This is a genomic window from Curtobacterium sp. ABR8 (assembly GCF_057812125.1).
The window spans coordinates 3610107-3635469 of record NZ_CM173818.1 but is presented as its reverse complement, the minus strand read 5'-3'; the positions used below and the strand labels follow the sequence as shown (position 1 = coordinate 3635469).

The window sequence follows — 25363 nt, the reverse complement described above, 5'->3', positions numbered from 1 at the left end:
CGACGCGCGGGTCCCGGTAGGGTTGGTGCCGTGCTCGAACTGGTCGTCCTGATCTCCGGTACCGGGTCGAACCTCCGAGCCCTGCTCGAAGCGACCTTCGACGCCGAGTACCCCGCCCGTGTCGTCGCCATCGGTGCCGACCGCGACGCCGAAGGCCTCGGTCTGGGCGAGGAGTTCTCGATCCCGACCTTCACGGTGCCGTTCTCGCGCTACGAGACCCGCGCCGAGTGGGGGCAGTCCCTCGCCGAGCAGATCCGCCCGTGGTCGCCCGACCTGCTCGTGCTCTCCGGCCTCATGCGCCTGCTGCCCCCGGCCGTGGTGTCCGAGTTCGCCCCGGGCATCATCAACACCCACCCGGCGTACCTGCCCGAGTTCCCCGGCGCCCACGGCGTGCGGGACGCCCTCGCGGCCGGCGTCACGGAGACCGGTGCGAGCGTCATCGCGGTCGACGACGGCGTGGACACCGGCCCGATCCTCGCCCAGGAGCGCGTCCCCGTGCTCCCCGGCGACTCCGAGTCGACGCTGCACGACCGCATCAAGCCGGTCGAGCGCCGCCTGCTCATCCAGACCATCCTCGACATCGCCAACGGCACCACCGACCTGAAGGGCACCCCGAGCGCATGAGCGTGCACGCAGCCGACCCCAGCCTCTACCGCGACCGTGACGTGGTGCCGGTCCGCCGCGCACTCATCTCGGTGAGCGACAAGTCCGGCCTGCTCGAGCTCGCCGGCGCCCTCGCCGAGTCGGGTGTCGAGATCGTGTCGACGGGCTCCACCGCCCAGACCATCCGCGACGCGGGCTTCGCCGTCACCGACGTCTCGAGCGTCACCGGGTTCCCGGAGTCGCTCGACGGCCGGGTCAAGACCCTGCACCCGTCGGTGCACGCGGGCCTGCTCGCCGACCTGCGCCTCGAGTCGCACGAGCAGCAGCTCGCCGACCTCGGGATCGCGGCCTTCGAGCTCGTCGTCGTGAACCTGTACCCGTTCGTCGAGACCGTGGCGTCGGGTGCCGACACCGCGACCGTGGTCGAGAACGTCGACATCGGCGGCCCCGCGATGGTCCGCGCCTCGGCGAAGAACCACCCGAACGTGGCGATCGTCGTGTCGCCGTCGTCCTACGCCGAGGTCGTCGAGGCGGTCCGCGCCGGTGGTACCTCCCTCGAGCTCCGCAAGCGTCTGGCCGCCCAGGCCTTCGCGCACACCGCGGCGTACGACACGGCGGTCGCGTCCTACTTCGCCAGCGACGTCGTCGTGGCCGCCGCAGCGCCGACGACGAGCGGCGACATCGCGACGCCTGGCGCGTTCGACGAGCACCTCAGCGTCACCGCCGACCTGTCCGCCACGCTCCGCTACGGCGAGAACGCGCACCAGGCTGCCGCGCTCTACACGAGCACGGACGGCACCGGCATCGCGCAGGCGACGCAGCTCCACGGCAAGGAGATGTCGTACAACAACTACGTCGACGCCGACGCCGCCGTCCGTGCCGCGTTCGACTTCGACACCCCCGCCGTCGCGATCATCAAGCACGCCAACCCGTGCGGCATCGCGATCGCCCCGGCCGACGCCGCCGACCCGATCGCCTCGGCCCACGCCGCCGCACACGCCTGCGACCCGCTGTCCGCCTTCGGTGGGGTCATCGCCGCGAACCGCCCGGTCACCGTGGCCATGGCGGAGACCGTCAAGGACATCTTCACCGAGGTCGTCGTCGCCCCCGGGTTCGACCCCGAGGCGCTCGAGATCCTGTCGCGCAAGAAGAACATCCGCCTGCTCACGCTGCCGGCCGACTTCGCCCTGGCCCCGCGTGAGGTCAAGCAGATCTCCGGCGGCTTCCTGGTGCAGGACGCCGACCGCTTCACGGCGTTCGACCAGTCGACCTGGACCCTGGTCGCCGGCGAGCCCGCCGACGACCAGACCCTCGCCGACCTGGCGTTCGCGTGGAAGGCGAGCCGTTCGGTCAAGTCGAACGGCATCCTGCTGGCGAACCAGGGCGCGAGCGTCGGGGTGGGCATGGGCCAGGTCAACCGGGTGGACTCGTGCCACCTGGCGGTCAACCGTGCCGGTGACCGTGCGACCGGCAGCGTCGCAGCGTCCGACGCGTTCTTCCCGTTCGCCGACGGCCTGCAGGTGCTGCTCGACGCCGGTGTGCGCGCGGTGGCCCAGCCCGGTGGCAGCGTCCGCGACGACGAGGTCATCGCCGCAGCGAAGGCCGCCGGGGTCGCCATGTACTTCACGGGCGAGCGCCACTTCTTCCACTGAAGTGAACAAATCGTGGCACCCTATTGCGCGCTGCGAGTCACTGTGAATAGTCTGTAAGGCTCCGCGACAGGCAGCCGACGATCCCTCGGGACCGGTGGCACCGCGGACACAACGGTGACGAAGACGACGACTGGAGTGACGATGGACAACATGACCGGAACCGTGGCGACGGCCGCCCGCGCAGGTCTCGTGTCCGTCGTGGGGACCACTCCCGCACGGCGATCCCTGATCGCACCGCGACCGCGCGTCGCGGCCGCCGTCTAGCCAGGCCGTTCCCACGGCCTCGCGGCGCCGCACGACCAGCGTCCGCGAACCACCCGCCTGAACCCGGGGGACGAGTGTCTCCCGGTGCCCTCCGGCCCGACCGACGTCACGCGAGTGACGGCGGAGGCGCGACCACGCGCCCGGCCGACGATCACCACGCAACGCCACACCGAGCCTCCAGGTCGAGGCCGCGCACGCACCGCACGCCAGCCGCACGCAGCAGGCGGTACCGCGCAGCGCGACCCGGAGACCCGGCAGACGCATGAGGACGCAACGCATGTCCAAGTCGCCCACCACGGCGCGCCCGTCCACCTTCCGCGCGATCGCGCGGATCTACCCCTACGTGAAGCCCCACCAGGGGCGCCTCATCGGCGGCATGGCCGCAGCGATGGGAGCCTCCCTGGTGGCGCTCGCAATCCCCTACGTCCTGCAGTGGCTCGTCGACGGCCCGCTGTCATCGAAGGACGGAGCACAGATCTGGCCCGCCGGTCTCGGTGTGCTCGCCCTCGGTGTGCTCGAGGCGTTCTTCATCGCCTCGCGCCGCCGCATGGTGATGCGCCCCTCGACGCGGATCGAAGCGAGCATGCGGAACTCGCTGTACGCGAAGCTGCAGGACCTGCCCGTCGCGTTCCACGACCGGTGGGAGTCGGGGCAGCTGCTGTCCCGTTCCGTGTCGGACCTGTCGCTGATCCGCCGCTGGCTGGCCTTCGGTGTCGTCCTGCTCGTCGTGAACGTCGTGACGATCGTCGTCGGCTTCGTCGTGCTGTTCACCTTCGGGTGGCTGCTCGGGCTGATCTTCCTGATCGCGTCGATCCCGCTGTGGATCAACGGGCTGCTGTTCGAGCGTCGGTACTCCGTCGTCGCGCGCCGCAGCCAGGACCAGGTCGGTGACCTCGCGACGAGCGTCGAGCAGTCGGTGCACGGCATCCGCGTGCTCAAGGCGTTCGGCCGCGGCGGCGCGAAGCTCGAGGAGTTCAGCGAGCAGGCCGAGGCCCTGCGCGGCACCGAGATCAAGAAGGCGAAGGCCATCGCGAGCATCTGGCTGTGGCTGCTGCTCGTGCCGGACGTCGCGTTCGCGCTGTGTCTGCTCGCCGGCATCTGGCTGGCGTCGCAGGGGCAGCTCAGCGTCGGCCAGCTGTTCGCGTTCTTCGCGACGGCGACGGTGCTGCGGTTCCCGATCGAGTCGATCGGCTTCCTGCTCTCGATGACGTTCGACACCCGCACGGCGGTCGACCGCTTCTTCGAGGTCATGGACTCCGAGAACACGATCACGGACCCGGAGCACCCGAAGACGATCACGGAGCCGCACGGTGCCCTGTCGTTCAACGGCGTGCACTTCCGGTACCAGGACTCCGCGCCGCAGTACCCGGACCTGATCAACGGCGTCGAGCTGCAGCTGCAGCCGGGCGAGACCATGGCGCTCGTCGGGCTCACGGGCTGCGGCAAGACCACGCTGCTGTCGCTGGTGCCGCGCCTGTACGACGTGACCGGCGGATCCGTGACGATCGACGGGGTCGACATCCGCGACCTCACCCGTGAAGAGCTGCGACGCCACGTCGGGGTCGCGTTCGAGGACGCCACCCTGTTCTCGACGACGGTGCGGCAGAACGTGCTGCTCGGTCGTCCGGACGTCGAGGGCGACGAGGCCGAGGCGCTCATGCGCGAGGCGCTCGACATCGCGCAGGCGTCCTTCGTGGACGACCTGCCCGACGGCGTCGACACCCGTGTCGGTGAAGAGGGCCTGTCGCTGTCCGGTGGACAGCGCCAGCGTCTGGCGCTCGCCCGTGCGATCGCCGCCCGGCCGTCGGTGCTCGTGCTCGACGACCCGCTGTCGGCGCTCGACGTCGACACCGAGGCGCGGGTCGAGGCGGGCCTCCGCCGCGTCCTCGCCGAGACGACGTCGCTCATCGTGGCGCACCGTCCGTCGACGGTGACGTTGGCCGACCGGGTCGCCCTGATGGAGAACGGCGTCATCACCGCCGTCGGGACCCACCACGACCTGATGGCCACCAACGAGCACTACCGCTACGTCATCTCGTCGCTCGACGACGATGACGCCACCGCACGACAGGAGGCGATGGCATGAGCCAGCAAGAGAAGAACCTGCCGCTTGACACGTCGGCCGGGTCGGGAGGCGCGGATCCCGTCGTCGACGACATCGCCGACACGCAGTCTGCCGCGCCCGTCACCGCCTCGATCACCACCCTGGGCGTGCGCGGCGAGGAGCGCGAGGACTTCACCAAGGCGGAGAGCAAGCGCCTGCGGCGTCGCTCCCTCGCCCTGCTCGGTTCCCTCGCGGCCCCGCTGAAGCTCCGCCTGGTGCTGCTCGGGATCGTCGTCGTGGTCTCCACGGCGGGAACCGTCGCGGGTCCGGCGCTCATCGCGTGGGGCATCGACAACGCCCTGCCCGCGGTGATGGACCAGAACGACTGGGTGCCGGCGTTCGGGGTCGTCGCGACGTACATCGTCGTGGCCGTGCTCGGTGCGGTGCTCACCGCCTGGTACACCGTGCTCGCCGCACGGATCAGCCAGGCGATCCTGTTCGACCTGCGCAAGCGGGTGTTCCTGCACACGCAGCGGCTGTCGCTCGAGTTCCACGAGACCTACACGTCCGGCCGGATCATCTCCCGCCAGACGAGTGACCTCGACTCGATCCGCGAGCTGCTCGACTCCGGGCTGAACCAGCTCATCCAGGGCGTGCTCTACATGGTGTTCACCGCCGTGGCCCTGGTGCTGCTCGACCCGACGTCCGGGCTCGTGCTCGCGGTGTCGCTCGTGCCGCTGTGGTTCCTGATCCGCTGGTTCCAGACGAACTCGCAGACGCTGTTCCGGGCCACCCGCGTCACCTCGGCGCGCGTGATCGTGCACTTCGTCGAGACGATGACGGGCATCCGCGCCGTGCAGGCGTTCCGCAAGGAGTCCCGCAACAAGGACGAGTACGGCGGCTTCGTCGAGGACTACCGGCTGGCGAACACGAAGGTGTTCAACCTGTTCGGGACGTTCGACCCGGTGCTCGTGCTCATCGGCAACGCCACGCTCGCGGCGGTCGTCATCGTCGGCGGTTTCCGGATCGTCGGCGGGTCGCTCGAGGTCGGTGCGCTGCTCGCGGTCGCGCTGTACGCCAAGCGCTTCTTCGACCCGGCGCAGGAACTCGCGATGTTCTACAACGGGTACCAGTCGGCCTCGGCGGCGATGGAGAAGATCTCCGGCGTCCTCGAGGAACGGCCGAGTGTGCCGGACCCCGTGAAGCCGACGAAGCTGGCCGACGCCACGGGGAAGATGGACTTCGACGACGTCGTGTTCGCGTACAACGCGGGCAAGGTCGTGCTGCCGGAGTTCGACCTGCACATCCCGTCGGGGCAGACCATCGCGCTCGTCGGGTCCACCGGCGCCGGCAAGTCGACGCTCGCGAAGCTCATGGCGCGCTTCTACGACCCGTCGCAGGGCTCGGTGAAGCTCGACGGCGTGGACCTGCGCGACCTCGACACGAAGGACATGCGCCGTGCGATCGTCATGGTCACGCAGGAGGCGTACCTGTTCTCCGGCACGGTCGCGGACAACATCGCCCTCGGCAAGCCGGGGGCGTCCCGCGCCGAGATCGAGGCGTCCGCCAAGGCGGTCGGCGCGCACGAGTTCATCATGGCGCTCCCCGACGGGTACGACACCGACGTGAACAAGCGCGGCGGTCGTGTCTCGGCGGGGCAGCGACAGCTGCTCTCGTTCGCACGGGCGTTCATCGCGGACCCGAAGGTGCTCATCCTCGACGAGGCAACGGCGTCGCTCGACATCCCCTCGGAGCGGCTGGTGCAGGAGGGTCTCGAGACCCTGCTCGCCGACCGGACCGCGGTGATCATCGCGCACCGCCTGTCCACCGTCGCGATCGCCCACCGGGTGCTCGTCATGGAGCACGGCAAGATCGTCGAGGACGGCACCCCCGCCGACCTCATCGCCGGCACCGGGCGGTTCGCCCAGCTGCACGCGGCCTGGCGCGACTCGCTCGTGTAGGACGCGGCCGGGCTGCACCACGTGGTTGGCTTGCTCCATGAGCAACGACAGCGTGCAGCCCGGCGGCGTCGCCCTCCGCGACCCCTTCTACGGCGCACCCTTCACCGAGGCCGTCCGGCGGTTCTGGCGGAAGTACACCGTGTTCACCGGTCGGGCCTCGCGTGCCGAGTTCTGGTGGTGGTGGCTGACGTCGCTCGCGATCGGCCTCGTGCTGCAGCTCGTCCCGCAGGCGTTCACCCCGGACACCGCGCTGTTCGAGAACCCCGTCGGGTCCTACCTGTTCGTGCTCTGGGGCCTCGCGACCCTGGTCGGTTCGCTCGCACTCGGCGCCCGACGGCTGCACGACGCCGGCCTGTCCGGCTTCTGGCAGTTCCTGCACGTCGTGCCGGGCATCGGCTCGCTCGTCGTGTACCTGCTGTGCCTGATCCCGACCAGCCCGAAGGGCGAGCGCTTCGAGCGCTGACCGCTGCCGGGCTGTCGGCCGACCTGCGCGAGCCGGCCGTCAGAACGGCTCGTCCGCGTCCGTGGACGGCGACCAGCGCGCGCGACGCATGTCGAGCCTCCAGGCCGCCGTCCCCTGCACGAGCGGCGTGCCCTCGGCGCGGTAGTGCTGGAGCGCACGGACCTCGTGGTGCAGCGGCGGGTGCCCACCCGCGCGCACCACACGCCACCACGGCAGGTCCGCGCCCTCGTGGGCCATCACCTTGCCGACCGCACGGGACGCGCGGGAACCGAGCGCCGCGGCGACGTCGCCGTACGTCATGACGTGACCGGGCGGGATCATCCGGACGACCTCGGCCACCGCTGCCCCGAAGTCGGGCTCCGGCGCGGGGATCTCCACGTCGACCACGTCGTTGGTGAGGACTACAGCGTCAGGACCGCGAAGTGGTCGCCGTACTGGGTCTCGCGGACGACCTCGAAGCCCACGGCGCGGAAGAACGCCTCGGGGCTGTCGTCGCCACCGGGCTCGTAGACGACCGTCAGACGTTCCTGCCCACGGCTGCGTGCCTCGTCCGCCAGGCCGTGCACGGCGAAGCGGCCGACGCCGCGACCCTGCGCGGAGCCGGCGACGTTGACCCGCCAGATGGCGCTGCGCAGCTCTTCCTGCGCGTTGTCGGCGTCGAACGAACCGATGATGAGGCCCAGGACCTCGTCGCCGTCGAGGACCACCCGGGTCCACGCGGAGCTCGGCTTGACGTCGGACTCGGCGACCCCGTAGGTGGTCGGCTGCACGAACTGCTCCTGACCCGGCTTGAGCGTCAGGGAGTTCGCCGCGGCAGCGGTCTTCGCGGAGAGTGGTTCGAGACGCAGGTCGGCCATGCCGCCAGGGTAACGGTGCGACCCGTGCGGGGGCCAGCGCGGACCGGAGACCGAGACCGCACCGTTGCCGCGGTATTGTCGCGGAATGGCAGAACATCGGCGTGGAGCGAACCTCCCGTCGATCGGCGGGTTCAACCGCACGGTCGTGCTCGATGCCGTCCGACGCTCGCCGGACGGCCTGAGCCGCGTCGAACTCGCCTCGCGCACCGGCCTGAGCGCGCAGACCGTGTCGAACGTCACCCGGTTCCTGATCGAGGCCGGCATGATCGTCGAGTCCGGCACCGTCGTCGCCGGTCGGGGCAAGCCGCGCACCATCCTGCGACTCGAACCGGGCAGCCGCTACGCCGTCGGCGTGCACGTCGACCCGGCCGTGGTCACCTACGTGCTGCTCGACCTCGCCGGCACGGTCGTCGCGGCGTCCACGACGTCGACCCCGACCGCCGACGACCCGTCCGAGGTCGTCCGCACCATCGGCTCCGCCGTCGACGGCCTGATCGCCGACGCGGGCGTGGACGTCGACGGGGTGCTCGGCGTCGGGATCGCCAGCCCTGGCCCCATCGACGTCGACGCCGGCATCGTGGTCGACCCGCCGTTCCTGCCCCGGTGGCGGGACGTGCCACTGCGTGACGCGCTCGCCGAGGCCACGGGACACCCTGTGCTGCTCGAGAAGGACGTCACGGCCGCAGCGGTCGGCGAGATGTTCCTGGCGGGGGAGTCCTCGGCCCGGAACTTCGCGTTCGTGTACTTCGGCACCGGCTTCGGCGTCGGGCTCGTCGTCGACCACGAACCCGTGCGCGGGGTCGGGTCGAACGCCGGGGACGCCGGGCACATCATGGTCGACCAGCGGTCGCTCGCCGGCACCCCGGACGGGTCCGGCACCCGGGGCGAGGTCGGCGCCGCCGTGGCGCCGGACCGGCTGGTGCGGATCGCGCGGGAGCGGGGTGTGGCGTTGACCGCCGGGCCCGAGGGATCGCTCGACGCGGTGGACCGGGCCTGGGACGAACTCGCCGAGGCCATCGACGCGGGGGACGAGGCCGCCGTCGCGCTCGCCGCCGAGGCCGGCACCGTGATGGGCGATGCCGCGGTCGTCATCGTGAACCTGCTCGACATCGACCGGGTCGTGTTCGGCGGACCGTTCTGGTCGCGCATCGCGAGTGCGGCGTTGCCGGCCGCCCGTGCCGCGATCGTCGGGTCGCCGTTGCTCGTCCCGAAGCACCCCGTCGACGTGGTCGAGAGCGACCGCGGTGCCGACGTCGCCGCGGTGGGTGCCGCGTGCCTGGTGCTCGACGCAGCGTTGTCCCCGCGGGCGAGCGGGCTGCTCATCCGTCGCTGACCACGGTCGAGGATCGCCGCCACCTCCCGCTACGCTGCGAACGACGTATCCGCCAGGTGCGCGGCTGACGACGGGGGACAGATGACGGACAACGGGACCGACGGCACGATCGACCGACGCTGGGCGAAGGTCCGACCGCTCGTCTTCCGCACGATCATCGGCGCCGTCGTCGCGGCCGGGCTCGTCGGGATCGTGGCCGTGCTGCTCGGCGACTTCGGACGGGTCGCGGTGCAGCTGCTCCTGACGATCGTCGTGGTCGTCGTCTTCGCGCTGCTGTCCTGGTACGACGCCGACGTGTCGTCGCGCCGATCGGGCACGTTCGCGTTCGCCAGCATCGTGACCTCGATGTACCTGCTCGTCGCCGGGCTGTACAAGGTCTGGCTCGCCCCGACGAACCCGTCCGGTGGGGACGACCTCTGGCTCGTCGCCGAGCGGTTCTGGCACTGGATCTGGCTCGTCGGCGTCGCCCGGGTGGCGCTCCTGCACGTGCACCTGCTGCTCGTCATCCACCGCCGGTACCCGACGCCCGCGCTCCAGGTCGTCGCCAAGGCCACCGTCGGCGTCATCGCGCTGCTCGCGCTCCTGCTGTCGATCCCGCTGCTCGCACCCGACGTGGACTACGCGCGGGGGTACTGGCGACTCGTGTGGGTGGTGGTCATCCTCGACCTGCTCGGAACGGTCGTCGTGCCGCTCAGCAACGCGCTCTTCCGTCCGAGGGGCACCGCTTCGGCGCCGGCGGTCGGTTCGTGGCCGACGCCGGAAGCGCAGCCGGCAGCGCCCCCGATCGCGCCCGCGGCGCCCATCGCGACGTGGGGTGCCACCCCGGTGCCGGACGCCCCGACGGCTGCCACGGCCGTCGGTCCGGTCGGCGGGGACCGGTACCGGTACGAGCCGCGTCCGGCGTCGTCGCGTGCCCTGGCGTGGCCGCGGTACGTCGACGGCACGCCGCTGCCGGCGCTGCCCGACGGGTCGCCGGACTTCTCCGGGGTCGCGCAGGGCTGAGAGTCGCGCGCTGAGGGGTCGCGGTCACTGAGCGGGTCCGGTCACTGAGGGGTCGCGGCGCTGGCCGCCGCGCGACACCTGTCGTTCACCGTCCGGCCACCGGTCGGACGCGCAGGTGCTGAACAGTCGTGCAGGTCTCCCCTCCCCTCCCGAGAAGGACCTGCATGCGCACTCCTGCCCTGCGCCCCCACTCCCTGCGGCTCGGTGCCGCGGTCGTCACCGCGCTGGCCGTCGGTGTCGGCATGGTCACGGCCAGCCCGGCCCTCGCCGCCGTCGGTGACGACGACCCGAACGTCGGTGCGGCCTCCGCGAACGGCCTCGTCATCAACGAGGTCGAGTCGAACGGCGACGACACCGACTGGGTCGAGCTGCAGAACACGTCGACGGCGTCGATCGACCTGACCGGCTACGCGTTCCTCGACGACGACAGCACCCACGACGCCTACGTCCTGCCCGCCGGCTCGACGATCGCCCCCGGCGGGTACTTCGTCATCGACCAGCTCTCGGCCACCGCACCCGGGTTCGACTTCGGGCTCGGCGGCGCCGACACCGCGCGGGTGTACGACCCCGCCGGCGACCTGGTGCTCCGGTACTCGTGGACGAGCCACGCGGTCGTCACGTACGGCCGGTGCGCCGACGGGACCGGTGCGCTCGTCGACACCACCACGTCGACGAAGGGCACCGCCAACGACTGCTCCTCGCCCGTGCGCATCAACGAGGTCGAGTCGCAGGACGGCACCCCCGGGGACTGGGTGGAGCTGACCAACGTCGGCAGCGCCACGGTCGACCTGGGTGGGTACGTCCTGCAGGACAGCGAGGACGACCACGCGTACACGATCCCCGCCGGTACGACGGTCGCGGCCGGTGGCTTCACCGTCCTCGACGAGGCGGACTTCGGCTTCGGGCTCGGCAAGGCCGACTCCGCGCGGGTCGTCGATCCGCGGGGTGCGCTGGTCGACTCGTACTCGTGGACGGCCCACGCTGCCGCCACGTACGGCCGCAACCCGGACGGCACCGGCGACTTCGCCGACACCGCCGAGCCGACGAAGGGCACCGCGAACCGGTTCGCCGGCGTCGTCACCGCCGAGCCCTGGCCCGGCGGCCCGGACGAGACCGTGCTCGACGACGAGGACACCTTCTCCGGTGACCTGAGCGGCATCGACTGGACGACCTCGAAGAGCTCGCGGGACGGCCAGCTCTGGGCCGTGCAGAACGGCGACGGCCTGCTCTACCACCTGACCTCGGACGGCCAGGGCGGCTGGGCACCGTCGAACGCTGCGGGCACGGACCTGCGGTACGCCGACGGCACGGGGACCCCGGACGCCGAGGGCGTGACCGTCACGAGCGACGACCCGGGCTCCGTGTACGTGTCGACCGAGCGGGACAACGACGTGTCGAAGACCAGCCGTCCGTCGGTCCTGCGCTACGCCACGACCGACGGCTCCGAGGGCACCCTGCGGGCCACCGACGAGTGGAACCTCGCCGCGGACTTCCCCGGGCTCGGCGCGAACGCCGGCCTCGAGGGCGTCACCTGGATCCCGGACACCAGGCTCACCGCGCACGGCTTCGCCGACGAGCAGACCGGCGCGGCCTACGCACCGTCGACCTACGCCGGACACGGCGAGGGGCTCTTCTTCGTCGGCGTCGAGGGCACCGCGAGCGTGTACGCGTACGCCCTGATGGCGGACGGCTCGTTCCAGCGCGTGGCCACCATCGGTACGCCGTTCGCCGTCGTCGCCGACGTGCAGTTCGACCCGACCCTCGACGCGCTCTGGGTGGCGTGCGACGACGCCTGCGCCGGACGCACCGCGCTGTACGAGCTGACCGACGGTGCCTTCACCGCCGCGAAGGTCTTCGAGGCACCGTCGAACGCCGACCGGACCCTCGCCAACGAGGGCTTCGCGGTCTCCGGCGTCTGCACCGACGGGGAGCGCGCAACGTTCCACGCCGACGACAACGACACGGACGGGTTCTCGCTGCGCACGGGGACGTACCCGTGCGAGGGTGCTGGCACCGACCCGGGCACGGACCCGACGCCGACGCCCACGCCCGCTCCTGGCGGTGGATCGACGCCCGCGCCGGCCCCCGGGACCGGTGGATCGACGCCCGCGCCGGCCCCCGGGACCGGTGGATCGACGCCGACCCCGTCGCCGGCCGCTCCGATCGCCCCGGTGGCCCCGTCGGAGACCGGCCTGACGGACACGAATCGTGGAAGCGTCTCGGCCCCGTCGTCCGCCCGCGCGGGGGAGACAATCACGGTCACGGTGGGCACGCAGTACGCCGGCGACCGGGTGAACGTGTGGCTGTACTCGACCCCGACGCTGCTCGGCACGGTGACGGTCGCCGCTGACGGCACGGTGCGCGTCACGATCCCGGCCGACGCTCCGGCCGGCGAGCACCGCATCGTGGTGACGGCCACCGACGGTACGGTGCTGGGCTGGACCTCGATCACGATCACCGCTGACGGGCAGCTCGCGTTCACGGGCGCCGAGGGACTCGGTGCTGGAGCACTCATGGCGTTCCTGCTGCTCGCGGCGGGAGCCGGCGTCCTGATCGTCCGCCGCCGCAGGGCGGCGGCTGCGGAGTAGTCCCCAGTCCCCGCGGGCGCACTTCGTGAGCAGGAATGGTCGGGTTCGCACAGCGGACCCGACCATTCCTGCTCACCAAGGGCGGTGGGCGCGACCGCGGGGCGGACGGGAGGCGCGGTGCGGGGCCGCCCCGCGCCTCCAGACGGGTGGGTGCGTGCGTTCAGTGCTCGGTGCCGTGCATGGTCTGGGTGTCGTCCTGACCCGGGATGGCGTCCTTCGTGGTCCAGCCGTACCAGCGGCCGTCGATCTCGGTGACCGCGCGGCCGTCGCCGCAGGTGACGAGGCCCTTCGTCGGGAGCTCCTCGGGCAGGAAGTCGGCGGTCATCGCGGTGCCGCCGTACGACTCGTCGAGTGGGGTGCAGTCGTCCACATCGACGCCGTCCTTCGACGCGAACCCGATGACGTACCCGGGCTGCGAGACGTGCAGGCGCACGTCGATGTCCTTCGCGTCCTCCGGCACCCACTCCGGCATGAAGAACGCCAGGTCCTCGGACTCGCCGGATCGCGGCGCATCGGAGTACGCGTCGAAGTGCTTCTGCGGGGTCTTGTTCGGCACGATGTCCTGGATCGCGCTGCAGCCAGCGGTCAGCAGCAGGGCGGACGCCGCGGCGGTGGAGGCGAGGGCGACCCGGAGGGCGCGGCGGGCGGTGGTGGGGCGCGTGTCGGTGCTCATGCAGCAAGTCTCGTGACCGATCGCCTGCTGAAACATCACGTGCGCACCCGGAAGCGGTCGGGGGTTACCCCCACCCGCCATGCCGGGCCTGCCGAGGAGTGCTCAGGAGTGCCCAGGTCGCTTCGGTAAGCAGGTTCGGTGCACCAGACGCAGCAGCCACCGGTCGGGGTCCCCTGGCAGCAGGCCACCTTCACCGCCTCGTTCTCGCGGTTCTGGCGGGGGTACCTCGTCTTCCGCGGTCGTGCCGCTCGTGCCGAGTTCTGGTGGTGGGCGCTGTGGTGGGCGATCATCTCCGCTGCGATCAACATCGCGTACGGCGTCGGACTCTTCATGACGCGGCCGTCGATGCCGAACCCGGACGAGACGCGCGTCCTCGACCAGGCGATGCAGTCCTTCAACCCGTTCCCGGTCTGGTGGTTCCTGCTCACGTCGATGCCGGTCTTCGCCAAGGTCGCACTGGGTGTCTTCGTGGTCGTCGGTCTCGCGGCGCTGCTGCCCTGGATCGCCATCGCAGTGCGTCGGCTCCACGACACGAACCGCTCCGGGTGGTGGGTCCTGCTGTACCTCGTGCCTGCCGGCAACATCGCGCTCGCAGTGTTCCTCGCGCTGCCCTCGGAGCCACCTGCGGCACCGCAGCAGTCCGGGCCACCCGTCGCCGATCGGCCCGCGCGGACGGCCCCGGCCCCGCAGTAGCGTCGGATCGTGAGCATCGACGTCCTCCGGTACACCGCATTCGCCGCCGAGCCCGGGGGTGGCAACCCCGCCGGGCTCGTCCTCGACGCTGGGGCACTGTCCGACGACGACATGCTCGCGATCGCCCGCGAGGTCGGCTACCCCGAGACCGCGTTCGTCGTCGGCGCCACGGCGACGGGCCTGCAGGTGCGCTACTTCTCGCCGGCCGCCGAGGTGCCGTTCTGCGGGCACGCGACGGTGGCGCTCGCGGTGGCGCTCGCCGAACGTGACGGGCTCGGTCGCCGCGTGTTCACGACGGCAGCCGGCGAGGTCGCCCTCGACGCCACCACCGGTCCGGACGGGGTGGTGCAGGTCGCGATGACGAGCGTCGAACCGGCGACGCGGGACATCGAACCGGACCTGCTGGGGCGGCTGTTCGACCTGCTCGGACTGTGCGCTGACGACATCGCGCCGGGGTTCCCGGTGCTCGAGTCCTTCGCCGGCAACTGGCACCCGGTGCTCGTGCTGCACGACCGCGAGCTCTTCCACCAGTTCCGCTTCGCACCCGGGCCCCTCGCCGAGCTCAAGCGCGAGGCCGGCTGGCGAGGGACGGTGACGGTGCTGCACCGGACCGGGGAGCGTGAGTACGAGGCGCGCAACCTGTTCCCCGCCGGGCGCATCACCGAGGACCCGGCGACCGGCTCGGCGGCGGCCTCGACCGGGGCGTACCTGCGCGAGGTCGGTGCCGTCGAGCCGGGGGACCGCGTCACGATCCGGCAGGGGCGCCACGTCGGCCGTCCGAGCCTGCTGCTCGTCGACGTCCCCGCGTCCGGCGGGATCACCGTGACGGGGAGCGCGACGCCGATCGACTGAGCCGCAGCGCCCGATTCGGCAAGGTACGCCCGGACCAGCGCGAGAAACTCCTTGACACGGATAAGTCCATACGCTGGACTAATCCTGCGCGCGGGCGATGGAGCCCGCGGACGTCACCCGTGCAAAGGAGCACCGATGAAACGCACCCGCATCATCGCCGGACTCGCAGCCGTGGCCGTCGCCGCGGTCGGCCTGGCAGGCTGCTCAGCCTCGGGGTCCGCCTCGAGCGACACGATCAAGATCGCGTACCAGAAGTTCGGCGCCTTCCAGCAGCTCGACGCCCAGATGAAGGTCGTCAAGAAGGAGTACGAGAAGGACAACCCGGGCAAGAAGGTCACGCTCGTCCCGATCCAGGCCCAGGGCAACGACTACTACACGAAGCTCGCGCTCATGAACAAGGCGCCCGCGACGGCTCCCGACGTCATGTACGAGGACACGTTCCTCGTCAAGGCCGACGCCGAGGCCGGGTACCTGCTGCCACTCGACAAGTACACGGACAAGTGGGACGAGTGGGACCAGTTCTTCGACAACGCCAAGCAGGCCGGGCAGGGTGACGACGGCAAGATCTACGGCGTCCCGATGGGCACCGACACCCGAGCCCTCTGGTACAACAAGGACATCTTCAAGTCCGTCGGACTGCCCGTGCCGTGGAAGCCGAAGACCTGGGACGACGTGCTCGCCGCGGCGAAGACGATCAAGGACGAGAAGCCCGACCTGATCCCGTTCAACATCTACTCGGGCAAGGCGCAGGGCGAGGCGTCGACCATGCAGGGCTTCGAGATGCTCCTGTACGGGGCGGACGGCTCCGGCAACACGCTCTACAAGGACAAGAAGTGGGTCACGGGCTCGGAGCAGTTCGTCGACTCGCTGCAGTTCGTGAAGGACGTCTACCAGGGCGGCCTCGGCCCGACACCGCAGCAGGCGCTCGACACGAACGTCGGCACGACCATCACCCAGACGTGGCTGCCGAAGGGCAAGCTCGCGATCGACCTCGACGGTTCGTGGCAGTCCGGCACGTGGCTGAAGTCCGGCACCGCGCCGTGGGCCGAGTGGAACGACGTGATGGGTCAGGCGCCGATGCCGACGCAGAACGGTCAGGACCCGGGCTACAACTCGATGTCCGGTGGTTGGACCCTGGCGGTCGGCGCGAAGTCGAAGAACCCGCAGGCAGCGTTCGACTTCATCACGAGCTTCCTCGACAAGGACGGCTCGCTGAAGTACGACACCGAGAACAGCCAGATCGCCGTCCGCAAGGACGTCGCGGACGACACCGCCTACACCGACGCCAACCCGACGTTCAAGTTCTTCTCCGGACTGGTGGAGAACACGAACTTCCGCCCGGCGACGAGTGACTACTCGCAGGTGTCCAACGCGATCCAGGTCGCGATGGAAGCGGTCATGACCGGGCAGCAGACGCCGAAGCAGGCGGCTGCCGCGTACGACAAGGCCGTCACGCAGGTGGTCGGCAAGGAGAACACCGTCTCCGCTGGCTGACGGACGTCACCCACTGACGGACGGGAGGCGCGGGGCGGTCCCGCACCGCGCCTCCCGTCCGTCCTTCCCCACCTTCGGAACCCCTCCGCACCCGGAAGGCACCCATCGTGTCCAGCACCCCCCTCGCGCCGACGCTGTCGGCGCCCGGTGCGCCGAAACGCACCGATCCACCCGTGCCGCGCAAGCGGCGACCGCTGCGGAACGTCGGCCGAGCGGTCCCGCTCCTGCCCGCCCTCGTCCTGCTCGTCATCTTCCTGCTCGGCCCCGTCATCTCGTCGTTCTACGGGTCGTTCACGAACTCCGCGCTCACCGGCGCCGGCGCTGCCGACCAGCAGTTCGTCGGCTTCCAGAACTACGTCGAACTCTTCCAGGACCCGGACTTCCCGAAGTCCGTCATCCTGACCATCGTGTTCCTGCTCGCCTCGGCAGTGGTGGGCCAGAACGTGCTCGGGCTCGGCCTCGCGCTCCTGATGCGGTCCGCCAACAAGGCCGTCCGGGCGATCGTCGGCACCTTCGTCGTCGCCGCCTGGGTCCTGCCCGAGATCGTCGCCTCGTTCGCCGCGTACGCGTTCTTCAACGACGAGGGCACGCTCAACAGCTTCCTGGCGTCGATCGGCATCAGCGGTCCGAACTGGCTCTACACGTTCCCGATGTTCGCCGTGATCCTGGCGAACATCTGGCGCGGGACCGCCTTCTCGATGCTCGTCTACTCGGCCGCCGTGCAGGAGGTCCCCGAGGAGATCACCGAATCGGCGGAGGTCGACGGCGCGACCGGATGGCAGCGTCTCGTGTACATCACGCTCCCGGTGATCCGGCGGAGCATCTCGACGAACCTCATGCTGACGACGCTGCAGACGTTGTCGGTGTTCACCCTCATCTTCGTGATGACCGGTGGCGGACCGGGCACGAACTCGTCGACCCTGCCGATCCTGGCGTACCAGGAGGCGTTCAAGTTCTCGCAGCTCGGCTTCGGGACCGCGATCGCGACCATCCTGCTCGTGGTGGGGGCGGTCTTCTCGATCATCTACATCCGCGCGCTCAAGCCGGAGGTGGACTGATGGCCATCACTGCCCCGTCCCTCGACCCGACCACGACCCGTGCGGTGACCGCTCCCGGTTCCCTGCACATGACGTCACCGCGCGGCCGCACGATGCGGTGGGTGGCGAACGTCGTGCTGCTCGTCATCGCGGTGTGCTTCGCGGTCCCGCTGCTCTGGCTCGTCCTCGCCTCGGTCGACACCCAGGCGTCGCTGTCGGTGAAGCTGCCGACGCAGTTCACGCTCGACAACTTCGCGAAGGTGCTCACGCCCGAGCTGTCGTTCATCCCGCTCGCGAACAGCCTGCTGCTCTCCGGCGGGACGGCGATCGTCACCGTGGTCTTCGCCCTGCTCGCCGCGTACCCGCTGTCCCGCTACAAGATGCGCGTCAACAAGCCGTTCCTGTACAGCATCCTGTTCGGGACCGGCTTGCCGATCACCGCGATGATGGTGCCCGTCTACGCGCTGTTCGTGTCACTCAACCTGATCGACAACGTGTGGGGCTGCATCTTCTTCCTCGCCGCGACCAGCCTGCCGATGGCGATCTGGATGGCGAAGAACTTCATGGACTCGGTGCCGATCTCGCTCGAAGAAGCAGCGTGGACCGACGGGGCGTCGATGATGACCACCCTGACGCGGATCGTCATCCCGCTCATGCGGCCGGGCATCGCGGTGGTGTTCATCTTCGTGTTCATCCAGGCGTGGGGGAACTTCTTCGTCCCGTTCGTCCTGCTGCTCTCGCCCGAGAAGGTGCCCGCCGCGGTGAGCATCTTCAACTTCTTCGGACAGAACGGGGCGGTCGCGTACGGACAGCTCGCCGCGTTCTCCATCGTCTACTCCGTGCCCGTCATCGCCCTCTACGTGATCGTGTCCCGAGGCCTCGGCGGCGGCAACGCCCTCGCCGGCGGCATCAAGGGCTGATCTGCTGGCCCCGGCCGGCTCACTCGAAAGGAACCACATGCACAAGGACGAACCGCTCGTCGAGGCCCGGATCGCCCGCCTCGTCCGCGACCGTGTCGACCCCGCCGTCCACCGCCGCTCGGCGCCGGTCACGATCGAGGCGTGGGAGGTGCCGGGTGAGCCGGTGCCGTTCGACTCCGCCGTCCAGCAGGCGTACGAACCGTTCACCGTGGGCAGCGCCTGGGGTGGCCGGCCGTGGGGGACCACCTGGTTCCGGATCACCGGCACCGTGCCGGCGGACTTCGGTACCGCGCCCGGGACCACCGCGGAGCTGCTCGTCGACCTCGGGTTCACGAAGCGGCACCCGGGGTTCCAGGCCGAGGGCCTGGCGTACCGCACCGACGGCTCCACGATCAAGGGCGTCGAGCCGCGGAACGACACCGTGCCCGTCGAGGTCGGGCCCGGGGAGTCCTTCGAGCTGTACGTCGAGGCCGGTGCGAACCCGGACATCGGCGGTGACTCGTTCCAGGGCGCGACGCCGCTCGGGTCGCGCTCCACCGCGGGCGACGAGCCGATCTACCGCGTGCGTTCCCTCGAGCTCGTCGAGCGTGACGACACCGTGTGGGAGCTGCAGCAGGACCTCTGGGTCCTGCGCGGCCTGATGGCGGAACTCCCCACGGACGGGACCCGCGGCGCGGACGTCCTGCACGCACTCGAGCTGGCAGCGGACGCCCTCGACCCCGACGACGTCGCCGGCACCGCCGCCGACGCCCGCGAGGTCCTCGCTCCCGTGTTGGCCGTCCCCGCGAGCGCTGCCGCGCACCGGGCGATCGCCGTCGGTCACGCCCACATCGACTCCGCCTGGCTCTGGCCGGTGCGCGAGACGATCCGCAAGTGCGCCCGCACCTTCTCGAACGTGCTCGACCTGATGGACCGCGACCCCGACTTCACGTTCGCCTGCTCGTCCGCGCAGCAGTACGCGTGGATCCGCGACGGCTACCCGTCGATCTGGGCCCGGATCAAGCAGCGCGTCGCCGAGGGCCGGTGGATCCCCGTCGGTGGCATGTGGGTCGAGTCCGACACCAACCTGCCCGGTGGCGAAGCCCTGGCACGACAGTTCGTCGCCGGCAAGCGGTTCTTCCTCGAGGAGTTCGGCATCGACACTCCCGAGGCCTGGCTCCCTGACTCGTTCGGTTACTCCGGGGCGCTCCCGCAGATCGTCCGAGCGGCCGGCTCGAAGTGGTTCGTCACCCAGAAGCCGTCGTGGAACGAGACGAACGTCATCCCGCACACGTCCTTCCACTGGGAGGGCATCGACGGCTCCCGCATCCTGACGCACCTGCCGCCGGCCGACACCTACAACTCCGACGTCTCCGCCGCCGACCTGCACCGCGGTGAGCGGAACAACAAGGAGCGCGGCGTCGCGAACACCTCGATGCTGCTCTACGGCTTCGGCGACGGCGGCGGTGGCCCCACCCGCGAGATGGTCGCCGCAGCCCGACGCCAGCACGACCTGGACGGCTCGCCCCGCGTGCAGCTCGGCACCCCCGCCCAGGTGTTCGAGGAGCTCGAACGGGTGCTGCCGACCCCCGGCGTGTGGTCGGGTGAGATGTACCTCGAGTTCCACCGCGGCACCTACACGTCGCAGATCCGCACGAAGCAGGGCAACCGCCGCTCCGAGCACCTGCTGCGCGAGGCCGAGCTCTGGGCATCGACCGCAGCCGTGCGCCTCGGGCTCGACTACCCCTACGAGGAACTCGAGCGCGCCTGGCACACCGTCCTGCTGCAGCAGTTCCACGACATCCTGCCCGGGTCCTCGATCGCCTGGGTCTACGAGAACGCCGAGGAGAACTACGCGCAGATCGCCGAAGCCCTCGAGGGGCTGATCGGCAACGCGACGACCGCGCTCGCGAACGGGGGTGCTGCGGCGCTCGCCGGGGTCGGTGCGTCGTCGTCGACGGCTGCGGGCGGCAGCGGTGGCAGCGGCTTGCTCGGTGCGCCGTCCGGCTCCGGCTCCGACGCCGTCGGTGGCAGCGGCTCGTCCGGCAACGTCGTGCGCTTCAACGCCTCGCCGGTCGCGGCAGGAGACGCAACCGCCCTGGGTGGTTCGCTCGGCTCGGCGCCGCGACCCGTGCCTCCCGTCCGCTCCGGTGACCACTTCGTGTTCGACACGGGCGTCGTCACGGCGACCATCGACCCAGCCGGCCACGTCGTGTCGCTCGTCGACCGCGCCAGCGGACGCGACGCGATCGCACCGGGTGCGGCCGCTGCCGAGTACACCGTGTTCCGCGACACCCCGAACCAGTGGGAGGCGTGGGACATCGACCGTGCGTACCAGCGCAACGGCACCGTACTGTCGGCGTCGTCGGTCGCGATCGACGGCTCCTCGCTCGTGGTGGAACGGTCCTTCGGGTCGTCGACGCTCACGACCCGGTACTCCGCCGTCGAGCGCGAGCCCGAACTGACCATCGAGACCGAGGTCGACTGGCACGAGCACCAGAAGCTGCTGAAGCTCGCGTTCCCGGTGGACGTCCGTGCGTCGTCCGCCTCGAGCGAGATCCAGTTCGGGCACATCGACCGGCCGACCCACCAGAACACCTCGTGGGACCACGCCCGCTTCGAGACCTCGGCGCACCGCTGGGTGCACGTCGCCGAGCCCGGGTTCGGCGTCGCGGTGGCGAACGACTCCACCTACGGGCACGACATCACACGCTCCACGCGGCCGGACGGCGGGACCACGACGCTCGTGCGCGAGTCGCTGCTGCGCGGGCCGACGTTCCCGGACCCCAACGCCGACCAGGGGCACCACGTGTTCCGGACCGTGCTGCGGGTGGGGGCGTCGGTGCTCGACGCCGCCGACTCCGGCTACCGGCTGAACCTGCCGGTGCGGACGGTCACGGGTTCGACCACGGTTTCGCCGCTGGTCTCGGTGTCGTCGCCGCAGGTGTTCGTCGAGGCCGTGAAGCTCGCCGAGGACCGCTCCGGTGACGTGATCGTGCGCCTGTACGAGGCGTCGGGCGGTCGGGCGACCGACGTCGGGGTGTCGTTCGGGTTCGACGTCGCGTCCGTGACGGCCGTCGACCTGCTCGAACGCCCCGTCGACGCCTCGTCGTGGCGGGCCGGGGAGCCCGTCGTGCTGACCCTCCGTCCGTTCGAGATCGTGACGGTGCGGGTGCGTCGGGCCTGAGGCAGCGGGCCCCTCGGTCCCCCTCGGGGGGAGAGACCGCGGCGCCGGACGGGACACGGGTGCGTTCCGTCCGGCGCCGTGTCGTGTGCGGTGGCGGAGTGGGGCCGGGCCGTTTCGGGCGGAGGTGGTCGCGACGGCGTCGCACGACACCGCGGCCGCGGTGCACGGGCTGCCGTGCGCGATCCGCCCGGTCCGGAGCGCTCGGTCCACCGCGGTCGGTGGGCGTCGGTGAGCCGGCTCAGCGCGGCCTGGTTAGCGTGGCGGCATGGCAGTGCAGGAGATCTGGCTCGTCCGCCACGGTGAATCGCTCGCGAACGTCGCCGCCGCCCGGGCCGAGGCCGCGGGCGACGACGTCATCGACGTCGAGTACCGCGACGCCGACGTCCCGCTCAGCCCGCTCGGTGAGGCCCAGTCGCGGTCGCTCGGACAGGAACTCGCCGACCGCGGCATCGACGACGTACCCGTGGCGCTGTGGGTCTCCCCGTACCTGCGCGCGCAGCAGACCATCGAGATCGCGCTCGGGGCCGGCGGGCTGGCCGAACCGGAGAAGCGGGTGGACGAGCGGCTCCGCGACCGCGAACTCGGAGTCCTCGACCTGCTCACCCTGCAGGGTGTCCGGAACCGACACCCCGACGAGGAACGTCGCCGGCAGTGGCTCGGCAAGTACTACCACCGGCCTGCGGGCGGCGAGTCCTGGGCTGACGTGATGCTCCGGCTCCGGTCGGCACTGAGCGACGTCGAACGGATCGAGGGCACCGAGCGGCTCGTCATCGCGGCGCACGATGCCGTCGTGATGCTGGTCGTGGCGGTGTGCCTGGACCTCGACGAGCCGACGCTCATGGAGTTCGCCCGGACGCACGCGGTCGCGAACGCCTCCCTCACCCGGCTCCGTCGCGACCGTGCGGGTGCCCCGTGGGTGCTCGAGGAGTTCTCCTCCGTCGGCCACCTCGACGACGACGAAGTCACCGCGCACACCGGACGGAAGGACGACGAGCATGCCCGCTGAACCCATCACCCCGAACTTCCTGCGTGACTGGCCACTCCCCGAGGCCGGTGCCGGCAAGTACGGGCGCGGGCAGGTGCTCGTCGTCGGCGGCGCCGCGCGGACACCGGGAGCCGCGATGCTCTCGGCGCTCGCCGCACTGCGGGTGGGAGCAGGGCGGCTCACCCTCGCAGTGGGACGGAGCATCGCGAACGAGGTCGCCGTCGCCGTGCCCGAGTCGGGTGTCGAGCCGCTCGACGAGGACGCGGACGGTCACGTCGCCGTCGGCGCGATCGAGGGGATCGCGGACACGGCCGCGAGCGCGGAGGCGGTGTTGGTCGGCCCGGGACTCGACGACCCCGACGGCACCCGTGACCTCGTGGCCGGACTCGCCGGCGTCGTCGGACCGCAGACCACCGTCGTGCTCGATGCGTTCGCCCTCGGGGTGGCGGCCGACGTCCGGGACCAGCTGGAACCGCTCCGGGGCCGACTGGTGATGACGCCCAACGCCGGCGAAGCCGAGCGACTCCTCGGTCGGGAGGGCAGCGACGACGCGGTGGCCGACGCGATGGCGATCGCGCAGCGGTTCGGTGCGGTTGTGGCCCTCGGTGACGCCATCGCGACACCGAAGGGGCGTTCCTGGATCAAGGGCACGGGCTCAGGTGGGCTCGGGACCAGCGGGAGCGGCGACGTCCTGTCGGGTGCGGTGACGGGCCTGTTGGCTCGTGGCGCGGAACCGGCGCAGGCGGTTGCGTGGGCGTCCTACGTGCACGCTGCCGCGGGGGACCGGCTCGCGGTGCAGGTCGGCCCGCTCGGCTACCTGGCGAGCGAACTCGTGACCGAGATCCCGCGCGTGCTCGTCGAGCTCGGCGCCTGACCGCGCCGGATCTTTCCCAAGGCGCGCGCGATACCTGATGCTCTCGGGCATACCTGCCAGGAACTTCCGACCAGGTACGCCCGAATCGACCAGGTACGCCGCCCGTCCCGCCAGCCCCGCCGCCGCGCCCCCGCTCAGCCCTGCAGCGCCTCCACGGCCTTCGCGATGCGCCGGGCTCGGGTCTCCGGCGCCTTCGCCTGCGACACCGGGTCGGCGAGCGCCCGCTGCCGCGAGTTCGACAGGGTGTCGAACGCTGCACGCACCCCGGCGTCCTGCAGCGCCGCCGCCAGGTCGTCGGGCAGGTCGATGACCCGGGGCTGCGTGTCGACGACGAGCGTGACCTCGACGGTGTCCCCGGCAGCGATCCCGGCGGACTCGCGGTGTGCTGCGGACAGCGGCACCAGGAACTGCTCGTCCATGACCCCGACGGTGGACCGGTAGGTGTAGCCGCCGTTGATCGTGACGACCACGGGTGGGCGCTTCCCCGAGCCGAGCGCATCGATCACGGACGACGGGACCGGGAGCCCGGTGGCCGTCTTCCTCGCCAGCAGGACCGTCGTCGTGAACTGCATCCGTGCCTCCAGTCCGGGCGCGGCGTCAGCCGCCCGTCCAACGGAAACGTACAGGCGTACCCGCTGTTCCGCCACCGTTCACCGCGGCAGCACGGGCCGGAAACCGGCCGCCTCCACGATCGTCCCGGGCCGAGAACAGCGGCCCCACCTGAAGCACCCGCAGCACCCACCCGAAAGGCACCTCCCGTGCAGCACAAGCGCACCATCGCCGGCATCGCCCTCGCCGCCGCAGCGATCGTCACCCTCGCCGGATGCTCGGCCACGAGCTCGGCCAGCACGACGAAGGACGACACGAACTGGAAGACCGCCACGAGCGCCGAGGCATCCGGTGGCATGGACGCCCTCGTGAAGGCCGCGAAGGCCGAGGGACAGCTCAACGTCATCGCGCTACCGCCGTCGTGGGCCAACTACGGCAAGATCATCGACGGCTTCACCAAGAAGTACGGAATCAAGATCAACTCCGCGAACCCGAACGGCTCGAGCGCCGACGAGGTCGCCGCAGTGAAGTCGCAGAAGGGCCAGTCCACCGCGCCCGACGTGCTCGACCTCGGCAACGCGGTGCTGCAGGAGAACCTCGACCTGCTCACCGACTACAAGGTCGCGAACTGGGACGACATCCCCACCGACCTGAAGGACAAGGACGGCGCGTGGACGCGTGACTACACCGGCCTGATGTCGATCGGGTACGACTCGTCGAAGATCTCCGACGCCCCGAAGGACCTGCAGGACCTGCTCGGCAGCGAGTACAAGGGCAAGGTCTCGATCGCGGGTGACCCGACGCAGGCCAACCAGGCCGCATCAGCCGTGTACCTGGCGGCGATCGAGAACGGCGGCTCGGCCGACGACATCACGAAGGGCGTCGACTACTTCGGCGACCTCAAGAAGGCCGGCAACTTCCAGAACGTGCTGCCGACGCAGGCCACGGTGGCGTCGGGCGAGACGCCCGTCGTCATCCAGTGGTCGTACAACAACCTCGCGTGGGGCCCCGCAGCGGGTGCGAGCGGCAACAAGAACTGGAAGACCGTCGTGCCCGAGGGCCAAGCGCTCGGCTCGTACTACTCGCAGGCCATCAACAAGGACGCCCCGCACCCCGCGGCGGCGCGCCTCTGGCAGGAGTACATCGCCAGCCCGGACGTGCAGAACCTCTACCTGCAGGCCGGCGCCTTCCCGTCCACCCTCGCCGCGCTCGAGAAGTCGGGCAAGGTCGACCAGGACGCCCTCGACGCCGCCGGTGGCGCGCCGAAGGACTACGTCGAGCTGACCGACGCGCAGGTCGCCGACGCCGCGAAGGTGCTGTCGGCTAAGTGGTCCGCCACGATGGGTTCCTGAC

General features: G+C 70.8%; 21 protein-coding genes. 17 read left to right on the top strand and 4 right to left on the bottom strand.

All coding sequences use genetic code 11. The annotated features are described in order from the left end of the window. Positions 1-30 precede the first annotated feature (30 nt). From purN to ACXKZB_RS17310, 5 genes are all read left to right on the top strand, one after another. The gene (gene purN / locus ACXKZB_RS17330; protein WP_111085342.1) at positions 31-624 is read left to right on the top strand and encodes a phosphoribosylglycinamide formyltransferase; all 594 of its coding nucleotides are present in this window, start codon (positions 31-33) and stop codon (positions 622-624) included. Continuing rightward, positions 621-2255 (top strand): bifunctional phosphoribosylaminoimidazolecarboxamide formyltransferase/IMP cyclohydrolase, encoded by a 1635-nt coding sequence (purH, locus tag ACXKZB_RS17325; protein ID WP_488823981.1) that lies wholly within the window; start codon positions 621-623, stop codon positions 2253-2255. The genes purN and purH overlap by 4 nt, the downstream gene beginning before the upstream one ends. Before the next feature lie 541 nt (positions 2256-2796). After that, positions 2797-4605, top strand: a complete 1809-nt coding sequence (locus ACXKZB_RS17320) for an ABC transporter ATP-binding protein (protein ID WP_488823980.1) — start codon at positions 2797-2799, stop codon at positions 4603-4605. Positions 4606-4715: 110 nt separating this feature from the next. Beyond that, on the top strand, positions 4716-6524 hold the full coding sequence (locus ACXKZB_RS17315; RefSeq protein ID WP_488825927.1) for an ABC transporter ATP-binding protein: 1809 nt from the start codon (positions 4716-4718) through the stop codon (positions 6522-6524). A gap of 37 nt (positions 6525-6561) precedes the next feature. Next, positions 6562-6987 carry a DUF805 domain-containing protein gene (locus tag ACXKZB_RS17310; RefSeq protein ID WP_488823979.1) on the top strand — a complete coding sequence of 142 codons (426 nt, stop codon included), beginning with the start codon at positions 6562-6564 and terminating at the stop codon, positions 6985-6987. A 39-nt stretch (positions 6988-7026) separates the two neighbouring features. Here ACXKZB_RS17310 and ACXKZB_RS17305 read toward each other — a convergent pair whose 3' ends face one another. Together ACXKZB_RS17305 and ACXKZB_RS17300 are read right to left on the bottom strand one after the other, a co-directional pair. Further along, positions 7027-7365 carry an MGMT family protein gene (locus ACXKZB_RS17305; RefSeq protein WP_488823978.1) on the bottom strand — a complete coding sequence of 113 codons (339 nt, stop codon included), beginning with the start codon at positions 7363-7365 and terminating at the stop codon, positions 7027-7029. Positions 7366-7388: 23 nt separating this feature from the next. Continuing rightward, positions 7389-7844, bottom strand: a complete 456-nt coding sequence (locus tag ACXKZB_RS17300) for a GNAT family N-acetyltransferase (protein ID WP_123311868.1) — start codon at positions 7842-7844, stop codon at positions 7389-7391. Between the two features lie 85 nt (positions 7845-7929). Here ACXKZB_RS17300 and ACXKZB_RS17295 point away from each other — a divergent pair, with 85 nt between their 5' ends. The 3 genes from ACXKZB_RS17295 to ACXKZB_RS17285 all read left to right on the top strand — a co-directional run bounded on the left by ACXKZB_RS17295 (position 7930) and on the right by ACXKZB_RS17285 (position 12767). Then, on the top strand, positions 7930-9177 hold the full coding sequence (locus ACXKZB_RS17295; protein ID WP_488823977.1) for an ROK family transcriptional regulator: 1248 nt from the start codon (positions 7930-7932) through the stop codon (positions 9175-9177). Positions 9178-9258: 81 nt separating this feature from the next. Further along, entirely contained in the window at positions 9259-10179 is a 921-nt protein-coding gene (locus ACXKZB_RS17290) for a hypothetical protein (protein ID WP_488823976.1), read from the top strand. A 164-nt stretch (positions 10180-10343) separates the two neighbouring features. Next, a complete protein-coding gene (locus ACXKZB_RS17285; RefSeq protein ID WP_488823975.1) occupies positions 10344-12767 on the top strand; it encodes a lamin tail domain-containing protein in 2424 nt (807 codons plus the stop codon). 160 nt (positions 12768-12927) lie between these two features. Here the strand turns inward: ACXKZB_RS17285 and ACXKZB_RS17280 are convergent, their stop codons facing one another. Further along, positions 12928-13440 carry a hypothetical protein gene (locus tag ACXKZB_RS17280; RefSeq protein ID WP_488823974.1) on the bottom strand — a complete coding sequence of 171 codons (513 nt, stop codon included), beginning with the start codon at positions 13438-13440 and terminating at the stop codon, positions 12928-12930. Between the two features lie 138 nt (positions 13441-13578). On the opposite strand from ACXKZB_RS17280, the gene ACXKZB_RS17275 reads away from it, so the two are divergent. From ACXKZB_RS17275 to ACXKZB_RS17240, 8 genes are all read left to right on the top strand, one after another. Further along, the gene (locus tag ACXKZB_RS17275; RefSeq protein ID WP_488823973.1) at positions 13579-14133 is read left to right on the top strand and encodes a DUF805 domain-containing protein; all 555 of its coding nucleotides are present in this window, start codon (positions 13579-13581) and stop codon (positions 14131-14133) included. A 9-nt stretch (positions 14134-14142) separates the two neighbouring features. Further along, positions 14143-14985 (top strand): PhzF family phenazine biosynthesis protein, encoded by an 843-nt coding sequence (locus tag ACXKZB_RS17270; protein ID WP_488823972.1) that lies wholly within the window; start codon positions 14143-14145, stop codon positions 14983-14985. 135 nt (positions 14986-15120) lie between these two features. Further along, positions 15121-16479 carry an extracellular solute-binding protein gene (locus ACXKZB_RS17265; protein ID WP_488823971.1) on the top strand — a complete coding sequence of 453 codons (1359 nt, stop codon included), beginning with the start codon at positions 15121-15123 and terminating at the stop codon, positions 16477-16479. Between the two features lie 107 nt (positions 16480-16586). Then, entirely contained in the window at positions 16587-17537 is a 951-nt protein-coding gene (locus ACXKZB_RS17260; RefSeq protein ID WP_396289468.1) for a carbohydrate ABC transporter permease, read from the top strand. Beyond that, a complete protein-coding gene (locus ACXKZB_RS17255) occupies positions 17537-18436 on the top strand; it encodes a carbohydrate ABC transporter permease (RefSeq protein WP_410004014.1) in 900 nt (299 codons plus the stop codon). Before ACXKZB_RS17260 ends, ACXKZB_RS17255 begins: the two co-directional genes overlap by 1 nt. Before the next feature lie 37 nt (positions 18437-18473). Next, a complete protein-coding gene (locus tag ACXKZB_RS17250; protein WP_488823970.1) occupies positions 18474-21602 on the top strand; it encodes an alpha-mannosidase in 3129 nt (1042 codons plus the stop codon). 265 nt (positions 21603-21867) lie between these two features. Continuing rightward, the gene (locus tag ACXKZB_RS17245) at positions 21868-22608 is read left to right on the top strand and encodes a histidine phosphatase family protein (protein ID WP_488823969.1); all 741 of its coding nucleotides are present in this window, start codon (positions 21868-21870) and stop codon (positions 22606-22608) included. Continuing rightward, positions 22598-23461, top strand: a complete 864-nt coding sequence (locus ACXKZB_RS17240) for an NAD(P)H-hydrate dehydratase (protein ID WP_488823968.1) — start codon at positions 22598-22600, stop codon at positions 23459-23461. The genes ACXKZB_RS17245 and ACXKZB_RS17240 overlap by 11 nt, the downstream gene beginning before the upstream one ends. A 134-nt stretch (positions 23462-23595) precedes the next feature. Here ACXKZB_RS17240 and ACXKZB_RS17235 read toward each other — a convergent pair whose 3' ends face one another. Next, positions 23596-24033 (bottom strand): YdeI/OmpD-associated family protein, encoded by a 438-nt coding sequence (locus tag ACXKZB_RS17235; protein ID WP_488823967.1) that lies wholly within the window; start codon positions 24031-24033, stop codon positions 23596-23598. Positions 24034-24219: 186 nt separating this feature from the next. On the opposite strand from ACXKZB_RS17235, the gene ACXKZB_RS17230 reads away from it, so the two are divergent. Continuing rightward, positions 24220-25362 (top strand): ABC transporter substrate-binding protein, encoded by a 1143-nt coding sequence (locus ACXKZB_RS17230; protein ID WP_488823966.1) that lies wholly within the window; start codon positions 24220-24222, stop codon positions 25360-25362. Position 25363: the final 1 nt, after the last annotated feature.

What these genes read in the sequence shown, in the direction of transcription:
- purH (WP_488823981.1), top strand. Translation starts at nt 621, where the DNA reads ATGAGCGTGCACGCAGCCGACCCCAGCCTCTACCGCGACCGTGACGTG.
- ACXKZB_RS17240 (WP_488823968.1), top strand. Translation starts at nt 22,598, where the DNA reads ATGCCCGCTGAACCCATCACCCCGAACTTCCTGCGTGACTGGCCACTC.
- ACXKZB_RS17310 (WP_488823979.1), top strand. Translation starts at nt 6,562, where the DNA reads ATGAGCAACGACAGCGTGCAGCCCGGCGGCGTCGCCCTCCGCGACCCC.
- ACXKZB_RS17250 (WP_488823970.1), top strand. Translation starts at nt 18,474, where the DNA reads ATGCACAAGGACGAACCGCTCGTCGAGGCCCGGATCGCCCGCCTCGTC.
- ACXKZB_RS17295 (WP_488823977.1), top strand. Translation starts at nt 7,930, where the DNA reads ATGGCAGAACATCGGCGTGGAGCGAACCTCCCGTCGATCGGCGGGTTC.
- ACXKZB_RS17320 (WP_488823980.1), top strand. Translation starts at nt 2,797, where the DNA reads ATGTCCAAGTCGCCCACCACGGCGCGCCCGTCCACCTTCCGCGCGATC.
- ACXKZB_RS17290 (WP_488823976.1), top strand. Translation starts at nt 9,259, where the DNA reads ATGACGGACAACGGGACCGACGGCACGATCGACCGACGCTGGGCGAAG.
- ACXKZB_RS17285 (WP_488823975.1), top strand. Translation starts at nt 10,344, where the DNA reads ATGCGCACTCCTGCCCTGCGCCCCCACTCCCTGCGGCTCGGTGCCGCG.
- ACXKZB_RS17280 (WP_488823974.1), bottom strand. Translation starts at nt 13,440, where the DNA reads ATGAGCACCGACACGCGCCCCACCACCGCCCGCCGCGCCCTCCGGGTC.
- ACXKZB_RS17265 (WP_488823971.1), top strand. Translation starts at nt 15,121, where the DNA reads ATGAAACGCACCCGCATCATCGCCGGACTCGCAGCCGTGGCCGTCGCC.
- ACXKZB_RS17300 (WP_123311868.1), bottom strand. Translation starts at nt 7,844, where the DNA reads ATGGCCGACCTGCGTCTCGAACCACTCTCCGCGAAGACCGCTGCCGCG.
- ACXKZB_RS17235 (WP_488823967.1), bottom strand. Translation starts at nt 24,033, where the DNA reads ATGCAGTTCACGACGACGGTCCTGCTGGCGAGGAAGACGGCCACCGGG.
- ACXKZB_RS17245 (WP_488823969.1), top strand. Translation starts at nt 21,868, where the DNA reads ATGGCAGTGCAGGAGATCTGGCTCGTCCGCCACGGTGAATCGCTCGCG.
- ACXKZB_RS17255 (WP_410004014.1), top strand. Translation starts at nt 17,537, where the DNA reads ATGGCCATCACTGCCCCGTCCCTCGACCCGACCACGACCCGTGCGGTG.